The 534-nt window shown below is 50.4% G+C and carries 1 protein-coding gene; it reads right to left on the bottom strand.

Going from position 1 to position 534, the window contains the following annotated elements; all coding sequences use genetic code 11:
• A partial coding sequence (locus R7Q11_RS28960; RefSeq protein ID WP_225467318.1) for a protein rep occupies positions 1-534 on the bottom strand: 534 nt, incomplete at both ends.

The raw sequence follows: 534 nt of genomic DNA on the forward strand, positions 1-534 counted from the left end.
TCGCTTTCAAATACGCCTCGACCTTTTCACGGTCAATACGCTTATCAACACACCACAATTCATGCGTATGGGGGTGCCATCCATTATCCTCGCTCCATGTCACTTCCAATGACCTGATAAGCGAATCGAAACCGAACACCTCCTTAAAGCTGTTCCATGCCTTGCCTGTACGCAGCCTCTTCAATGCCTTGGCTTGCTTATCAAGAACATCGGCAAGCCGATCTCCTATCGAGTGGCTGAACGTAAAGGTGATCATGTTGACCGTCTTATTCGGTAACGAATACCAATAGTCAACGCCCTTGGCAATCTCACCACGGCGGCGCTCTTCGACCTTCGCCCCGCATACGGGACAAGTCCAAACGCTACCACAAGCGGTTACACCAGAAAGGAATGCTTTATCGTGATTGCAGGAAACATGCACACGCACATCATCATGCGCTATGTAAGCGCACTTAGCTGTCCGGTGGTAATTTAAAACGTGCTTATATCCCTCTCTCTCGCCCTGTCGGGCATAAATCGCCCTCGCTGTGCGTG

The organism is Vibrio sp. 970 (genome assembly GCF_033339075.1).